Annotated in this window: 1 protein-coding gene; it reads right to left on the minus strand. The window is 49.7% G+C overall.

Annotated elements, in window-relative coordinates; all coding sequences use genetic code 11:
- Positions 1-75 precede the first annotated feature (75 nt).
- Positions 76-346: uL1 family ribosomal protein (locus ACYVTD_RS16735; RefSeq protein WP_461248783.1), on the minus strand; the 271-nt coding region annotated here is incomplete at its 5' end.

The following is a 346-nucleotide window of genomic DNA, read 5'->3' on the forward strand; positions in this document are numbered from 1 at the left end:
AGATTCCTTCAGTTCCGCAATGGCCTTTGTCTTGTTCGGTTGAATTTTTTTCGCTAATATCGCCATATATTTCTCCTATTCCTGATCTCTTATGGCGACCCATACGCCGGGCCCCATCGTGGACGCAACCGATACCGATTGGATAAACTCGCCCTTAACATCCGGCGGCCTTTTGCGCTTAATTTCGGTTACCACCACGTTAATATTTTCCGCGACTTGTGCCGGTTCCATCGAAACCTTACCGACGACAAGATGAACAACGCCCGTCTTGTCCGCCCTGAATTCAACGCGGCCTTTTTTAAGCTCTGCCAACGTGCCTTTAAGATCGAAGGTGACGGTTCCCGTC

Source organism: Treponema sp. R6D11, assembly GCF_054786075.1.